5 protein-coding genes are annotated in these 6,911 nt (G+C 63.4%); 1 reads left to right on the top strand and 4 read right to left on the bottom strand.

Annotated elements, in window-relative coordinates:
- Positions 1–111: 111 nt before the first annotated feature.
- The 4 genes from AC07W7_RS08830 to AC07W7_RS08845 all read right to left on the bottom strand — a co-directional run bounded on the left by AC07W7_RS08830 (position 112) and on the right by AC07W7_RS08845 (position 6,025).
- Entirely contained in the window at positions 112–1,035 is a 924-nt protein-coding gene (locus tag AC07W7_RS08830) for an ABC transporter permease (RefSeq protein ID WP_495039128.1), read from the bottom strand.
- Positions 1,032–2,744: an ABC transporter substrate-binding protein gene (locus AC07W7_RS08835; RefSeq protein ID WP_495039129.1), complete on the bottom strand. Its 1,713-nt coding sequence runs from the start codon at positions 2,742–2,744 to the stop codon at positions 1,032–1,034. The genes AC07W7_RS08830 and AC07W7_RS08835 overlap by 4 nt, the downstream gene beginning before the upstream one ends.
- A 16-nt stretch (positions 2,745–2,760) precedes the next feature.
- Positions 2,761–4,890 (bottom strand): TonB-dependent receptor family protein, encoded by a 2,130-nt coding sequence (locus AC07W7_RS08840; protein ID WP_495039130.1) that lies wholly within the window; start codon positions 4,888–4,890, stop codon positions 2,761–2,763.
- A 232-nt stretch (positions 4,891–5,122) separates the two neighbouring features.
- Positions 5,123–6,025, bottom strand: a complete 903-nt coding sequence (locus AC07W7_RS08845; RefSeq protein ID WP_495039131.1) for a LysR family transcriptional regulator — start codon at positions 6,023–6,025, stop codon at positions 5,123–5,125.
- A gap of 101 nt (positions 6,026–6,126) precedes the next feature.
- On the opposite strand from AC07W7_RS08845, the gene AC07W7_RS08850 reads away from it, so the two are divergent.
- Positions 6,127–6,831 carry an SDR family oxidoreductase gene (locus tag AC07W7_RS08850; RefSeq protein ID WP_169990260.1) on the top strand — a complete coding sequence of 235 codons (705 nt, stop codon included), beginning with the start codon at positions 6,127–6,129 and terminating at the stop codon, positions 6,829–6,831.
- Positions 6,832–6,911 lie beyond the last annotated feature (80 nt).

Below are 6,911 nucleotides of genomic sequence, written 5' to 3' on the forward strand. Positions count from 1 at the left end.
TTGCCCGCGATGACGGTGTATCAGTCAACTATTTATCAACTGATCCTCCGCTATCGCGGGCAAGCCCGCTCCCACACAAGCCCACATAAAGCAGCCTGTGTGAATCAGCCGTCATCGCGGTTTAACCCGTGGATCAATCAACCCGTTGAGCACATCCACCACCAGGTTCACCACCACATAAACCAGCGCCGCCAACAACGTGATCCCCAGCACCACCGGCGCATCCTTGGCCACGGCTGCATCAAGCATCATTCGCCCGATACCCTGGCGGGCGAACAGCATTTCCGTGACCACCGCACCCCCCAGCAGGCTGGCGAAGATGAACCCGGACAAGGTCACCAGCGGCACCAGGGCATGGCGCAGCGCGTGGCGCAGACGTACGGCGGTCTGCGACAGACCACGGGCGCGGGCCATGGCGATAAAGGGTTGTTCGAGGATGTCTTCCAGCTCCTGGCGCAGCACCTGGCTGAGCATCCCGGCAATCGGCAGCGCCAGGGCGATGGTCGGCAGGACCAGGGTTTGCCAGCCATTGGAGCCTGCCGGCGGCAGCACCGGCCACTGGAACGAAAACACCAGCAACAGCAAAATCCCCAGCACGAATGACGGCGATGACGACAACACCAGCTCGCTGGCCGAAGCCACACGGCGCACCCAGGGATTGCGCTTGGCGGTAAGCACGGCGCTGGCCAGGGCCAGGCCGATGGCCAGCAGCGCCGCACTCAGGGCCAGTTGCAGGGTGGCGCCGATTTGCTTGCCGATGGCCTCGGTGACGGGAATGCGCAAGCGGTACGACTCACCGAAATCACCGTGGGCGATCCGCCCCACATAGCGCCCGTATTGCACCCACAACGGTTGGTCAAAGCCATATTCCTCGCGGACCTGGGCCAATTGCTGCGGGGTGGGGATGGCGTCCGGCCCGCCGAGAATCGCCAGCACCGGGTCGCCGGCACTGAAATGGATGGCGACGAAGGTCAGGGTGGCCGCGCCCCACAGCACACCCAGGCCGGCCAGTAGTCGAGCGGCAAGCCGTTTCATGGTGCCTCCTGGTCCAGCCAGACGCTGGTAAAAAATGGGGTGTTGTGCACGGTGTCGAAGATCAGCCCCTTGACCGCCGTGCGATAGGCAATCAGCACCTGGCTCTCGAAGTCCGGCACCGCCGGCACCATTTCGGTCAGGCGTTGTTGCGCGGCGCTGTACAGGGCTTGCAGTTGCACCGGGTCATGGGCGCGGCGGGCGGCGCTGAGCAGTTGGTCCAGGTGCGGGTCGCTGAGGTTGCTGAGGTTGTTGCCGCTTTTGCCTGGCGAGGCGCGCGAGTCGCTGTGGTACAGGATGTACAGGCCGTCGGGGGTGTTGGTGTGCCAATAGCCGCCGCCGATGGCGTCGTAGTTGCCCGCCGTGCGGCGGTCGCTGAGCTGGGCCAGGGGCAGCATCTGAATGAGCAGTTGCATGCCGACTTTCTTCACGTCCGCCTGCACGGCAACCGCGACGTTGCTGGGGAATGACGGGCTTTCAAAGCCCAGCAGTTGCGCCGCCAGGCGCCGGCCGTCCTTGAGCCGATAGCCCTGGGCATCGCGCTGGGTCCAGCCGGCTTCGTCCAGTTGGCGGTTGGCGGCGTCAACGTCGTATTTCAAGACATCGCGGTAGGCCGGGTCGTAGAACGGCGTGTTCACCGCCAGGTAATCGCTCTTGGGCAAGAACTCGCCGAACCCGGCAATCCAGGCCAGGCCGTCACGGTCGATGGCCTGGGCGATGGCCTTGCGCACCCGCACATCGTCGAATGGAAAGCGCAGGGTGTTGAAGGTGAGGCTGCGATAAGGGCTGGCCATGCGGATCCGATTGCGCACCACCAGGTTCTGCGAGGCGCGCATCGCCGCCGTATTCTGCGCCGGGGCATCCAGGGTGAAGTCCGAGCGTTTGGATTGCAGGGTGCTGTAGCGGGTCATGGCCTCGGGGACGATTCTCAGCTCGATACGGTCCAGGTAGGCCGGGCCGATGTGCCGGGTGACCGGTGGTGCCCAGTGGTAATCGGCGCGCTTGATAAAAGTCGCGCCTTGTTCGCGGGTGTAGCTTTGCAGCACGAACGGCCCGGATCCGATGGGGTGCTCGGCGATGCTCCTGGGCGCTTCGCGGATCTGTTTGGGCGAGACCATGCTCAGCCAGGACTGGGCCAACACATACAAAAACGGCGAGTAGGGCTCGCGCAGGCGGGCCTCGAAGGTGTAGTCGTCGATGATCCGGCCCTCGATGTAGGGCGCGATATAGGCGGCGGCCAGGGGGGATTTGGTGGCCGGGTCGCGCATATGCTCCAGGTTGACCCGCAGCGCTTCGGCGTTGAATTTTTCGCCGTCGCTGAAGGTCACGTCGTCACGCAGGTGGAAGGTGTAGGTCTTGCCATCTTGCGAGACGTCCCAGGACTTGGCCAGCCAGGGCGAGAGCTTGCCGTTTTCGTCCTGGTACAACAGGCAGTCGTAGACGATGCGCGCCAGCCATTGCACGTTGCCGTGGTAGCTGGAATGCACATCGAAGGTGCCGGTATCCAACGCGGCTGACATGCGCAGGGTGCCGCCCGGCGTGCCCTGGCGGGTTTGGTGGTAGTCGCTAGGGTCGTAGCTGAGCAGGCCCTGGGCGTCCAGGTGCCCGTCCACCCGTTGCACCGAGTTGGGCGGTGGGGTGTCCGGCGAGCAGGCGCCCACCAGCAGCAACCCCAGGAGCAGGCCAAACCTGCTCCAGTGATTGATCGGCATCGTCAAGGCTCCCACCTTAGAAGTTGAACGCCACACCGGTGAAGGCGCCAAAGCCGTCCCCCGGATACAGCGCGGCGACGTCCTTGCCCTGGGCGTCATAGATCGGCTGGATGGCGGTGACGTAGTTCTGGTCGGTGAGGTTTTTCACGTCCAGGTACACCTGCCATTTCTTGCTCGGGGCCTCATACCCCAGCTTGGCGCCGAAAATCGTGTAGGAGGGCGCATACAGGGTGTTGGCGTAGTCCACGGCGGTACTCGATACCGAGCGCACATTGACCCCTGCATAGAACCCGTCGGGATGGCGGTATTGCAGCTCGGCCTGGTACACGTGCTTGGGCAGCCCCGGCAGCTCGTTGGCGCCAAAGCGCGCGTCGTTACGGTAGTAGAAGTCGTTGAGGGTATAGGCCTGGCGCAGGCTGACGGTTTCACCGCGTGCGCTCTGCCACAGCTGGGTGTCCAGGCCGGCTTCGATGCCCTGGTGGATAGTCGGGCTGGCGTTGGACGTGGAGTTGACCGCCGCCGTGGTACGGGTGGCCGGAATCACTTCGACGGTGAGCAGTTCGTCCTTGATCCACGAGCGATACACCGCGAGGCTGCCGTCGAAAATCCCGGCTTTGCCGCGCACGCCAAACTCCACGGTATTGGCCTTTTGCTCGGTGAGGGTCTTGGCGTAGTTGCTGGCCACCCCGGAGCCCGACGACGACCAACTGCTGGGCGGGTCGATAGAGCGGCTGACGTTGCCGAATACCTGGAAGTTCGGCGTGATTTCGTAGCGCAAGCCCAGGCGCGGCGCGACGTTCCAGCTGTCGTAGTTGTAGTGGTCGGGGTAGGGCGAGGTGTTGGCGCGGTCCGAGTAGCGCACCTCGATATCGCGCTTGATCTGGCTCAGCGACAGGCCGGTGGACAGCCACAGGCGGTCGGTCAGTTGCAGGTCATTGCCGGCGGCAAACACGCGGTCGAACGAGCCGGTGTAGCGCGCCTGTTTCTGCAAGGCGCCGTAGGTGCTGGCGGCCGGGTTGCCGTTGTAGGTCTTGACCCCGGCCTGCAGGTGCTGGGTGCTGGTCAGGCTCAGGGACGTATTGCTGGTATGGCCCTGGATCTGGTCGCTGCGGTTATAGGTCAGCGACAGGTTCAGGTCGCGCCAGTCCCAGTAGTTGGGGTTGACCGTGCTCTTGCGGTACAGCACCTGCGGGTAGTTGTGATAGACCAGGCCAAAATCCAGGGTGGCGTCATCGTCGAAGGTATAGGTGGTCTTGCTGCCGACCCAGGTCGAGCCGCGCTTGGTTGAGTCATCGCGGCTGGCCAGGGCCACCGGGTTGGTGTGCGATGAGTTGTGCTTGAGCTGGGCCTTGGTCAGGGTGCCGGAGCTTTCGTGATATTCCTCGCGGTAGCGTACGAACAGGCGGGTCTCCAACTTGGGGTTGAAGCGGTAGCCGAAGTTGGTGACCACGCCCTTGGCCTTGGTGAAGGTCCAGTCCTGGTAACCGTCGCGTTCGGAGTTGCTCAGGCTGACGTAGTAGTCGCTATCGCCGACTACACCGCCGGTGCTCAGTTGCTGCTTGCGCCAGCCAAAGCTGCCAGCCTCCAAGCGCGCGTGATTGCCCGGCGCAGTCAGGCCGGAGTTGGTCACCATATTGATCGCGCCCCCCAACGACAGTGCGCCGTACTGGAAGGCATTGGCCCCGCGCAGCACTTCGGTGTAGTCCAGGCCCTGGGTTTCCAGCAACTCATAGGGCGTACCGCCGGAACCGGTCAGGGCCAGGCCGTCGAACAGGAACTTGGTGCCTTCGCGAAAATACCCCGGCGAGGTATTGGCCCCGGAGCCGCGGATGGAAATCTTGATTGCATCGTTGCCACCCGCCGACTGCGCATACACGCCGGGCTGATAGGCGAGGGTGTCTTCCAGGGTTGCCGAGCGGCCGCGTTCGACCTCGGCGGCCTTGACCAGGCTGACGCCGCCGGCCACCTCGTCGAGCTTGAGCCGGGCTTCTTCGCTGGCGGTGATCTTGCTGGCTTGCACCGTCACGGTCTGTAGGCGTGAATCCTCGGCGTGGGCCCATTGGGTGGCGAGGATCAAGGTCAGGGCGCTGGCGGTTTTAAACGAACTGGAGGCGAGTGGCGGCAGAGGCCTTGAGATCAACTTCAATTGTGCATTCCCTGTGATTGGCTACGAGTGGAGGCGAGTTTCTATTCGTATAGTCAATCTCTGGCAGGGATAGAGCAGAAAGCATGCCAAGAGCAGAAGGGTGTTTTTGTGGGGTTTTTGGTTTTAAACAGCGGGCCGCTTATGCCAAAAAAACACACCTTTGTTGAATTGCTGTTGGATTTTGTACAGTGCCGAGGGGCCCGCGCTAGAGCGTTTTTGCGTTGTGTTGCGCTTATTCGGCGAGCAGTTCGCCAGCGCGCGCCTGCAAGAAGCGATGCAGCACTTTGACCCGCTCCGACACTTGCAGGCGATGGGGGCACATCAGGTTGAAGGGCGTGGGCTCGCCTTGCCATTCGCCGAACAACGGTACCAGGCGCCCGGCCTTGATATCGCCGGCTACATCCAGGTTGGCCTTGTAGGCAATACCGTGGCCGGCCAGGGCCCAGCGCCGCACGATTTCCCCGTCATCACTGAGGTAGTCGCCGCCCACTTCGACATCTTCCAGCAACGTGCCCTGGCGAAAATACCAGGTGCTGTTGGCGCGGCCCTGGCGCATGTAGCGCAGGGTGCTGTGCTGCGCCAGCTCGGCCGGCACCTGGGGTGTGCCGTGGCGTGCCAGGTACGCCGGGCTGGCGCAGGCGATACGGCGGTGATCGGCGACCACCGGCAGCGCCACCAGGCTGGAGTCCCTTGGCACGCCAAAGCGCAGGGCGATGTCCACGGTTTCGCGGAACAGGTCGGCGTTGCTGTCGTTAAGCAGCAATTGCAGGCGGATATTCGGGTGTTCGCGCTTGAACTGGTCCAGCCAACCGAGCAGTACATTGCGTCCGAAATCCGAGGGCGCGGACAGTTGCAGCAAGCCGCTGAGGCTCTGGCCGTGTTGCTTGATCGCCTGTTCGCCTTCCGCCAGGGCTTCCAGGGCCACCCGCACGCTGTCCAGGTAACGCCGGCCTTCTTCGGTGAGGCGCATGCTGCGGGTGGAGCGGGCCAGCAAGCGCATGCCCAGGCGAGTTTCCAAGCGTTTGAGGGCAATGCTGGCGGCGGCCGGGGTCAGGCTAAGGCTGCGGGCGGCCGCCGAGAGGCTGCCACTGTCGGCGGTGCGCACAAACACTTCCAGGTCAAGGATTGAGCTCATTTGTAAAAATCCTTTAAAGATCCTGTCGTTTTACCGGGATTTTTCCACGATTGCCAAGCTGGGAAGATGAACGCTCATTTTTTCAGGACGAGGCAGTTCCCATGACATCTCCCCTCAAGGGCCAAACCGTGGTGGTGATTGGCGGTAGCAGCGGCATTGGTGCCGAAGTCGCCCGACAGGCGGCATCCCGTGGCGCGCATGTGGTACTGGCAGGGCGACGCCTGTCGTCGACGGTCGACAATGGCGTGCGCAGCGAGCCGGTGGACGTCACCGACAGCGCCGCCCTGCAGCGCCTGTTCGAAGCGGTGGGGCGTTTTGATCACCTGGTCTTCACCTCGGGCCCGGCGGTCCAGGCCAAGCACCTGCAGGACACCGACCTGCAACTGGCCCAGGACAACTTCAATGTGAAGCTCTGGGGCGCCTTGCGCGCAATCCAGCAGGCGCTGCCTTTTCTCGACGAGCGCGGCAGCATCGTCCTCACCTCGGGGCAGCTCGGGCGCAAGCTGGTGCCGGGGCAATTTATCAAGGTCGGCATCAATGCCGCGACCGAAGCGTTGGGCAAGCAGTTGGCCAAGGAACTGGCGCCACGGCGGGTCAATGTGGTCAGCCCAGGGGTGATCGACACGCCGGCATACGCGGGGATGCCTGAGGAACAGCGTCAGGGCATGTTCGCCAAGGCGGGTGGGGCGTTGCCGGTAGGGCGTGTGGGGCAGGCGGAGGAGGTGGCGGCGGGTTATTTGATGGCCATGGAAAATGGCTTTATGACCGGCAGCGTGATCGACATCGACGGCGGCGGTTTGCTGTAAACACCGAACCCAATGTGGGAGCGGGCTTGCCCGCGATGGCGGCGTGTCAGTCAATATATAGGACTGATCCACCGCTATCG

Source organism: Pseudomonas sp. GW821-FHT01D09, assembly GCF_059422465.1.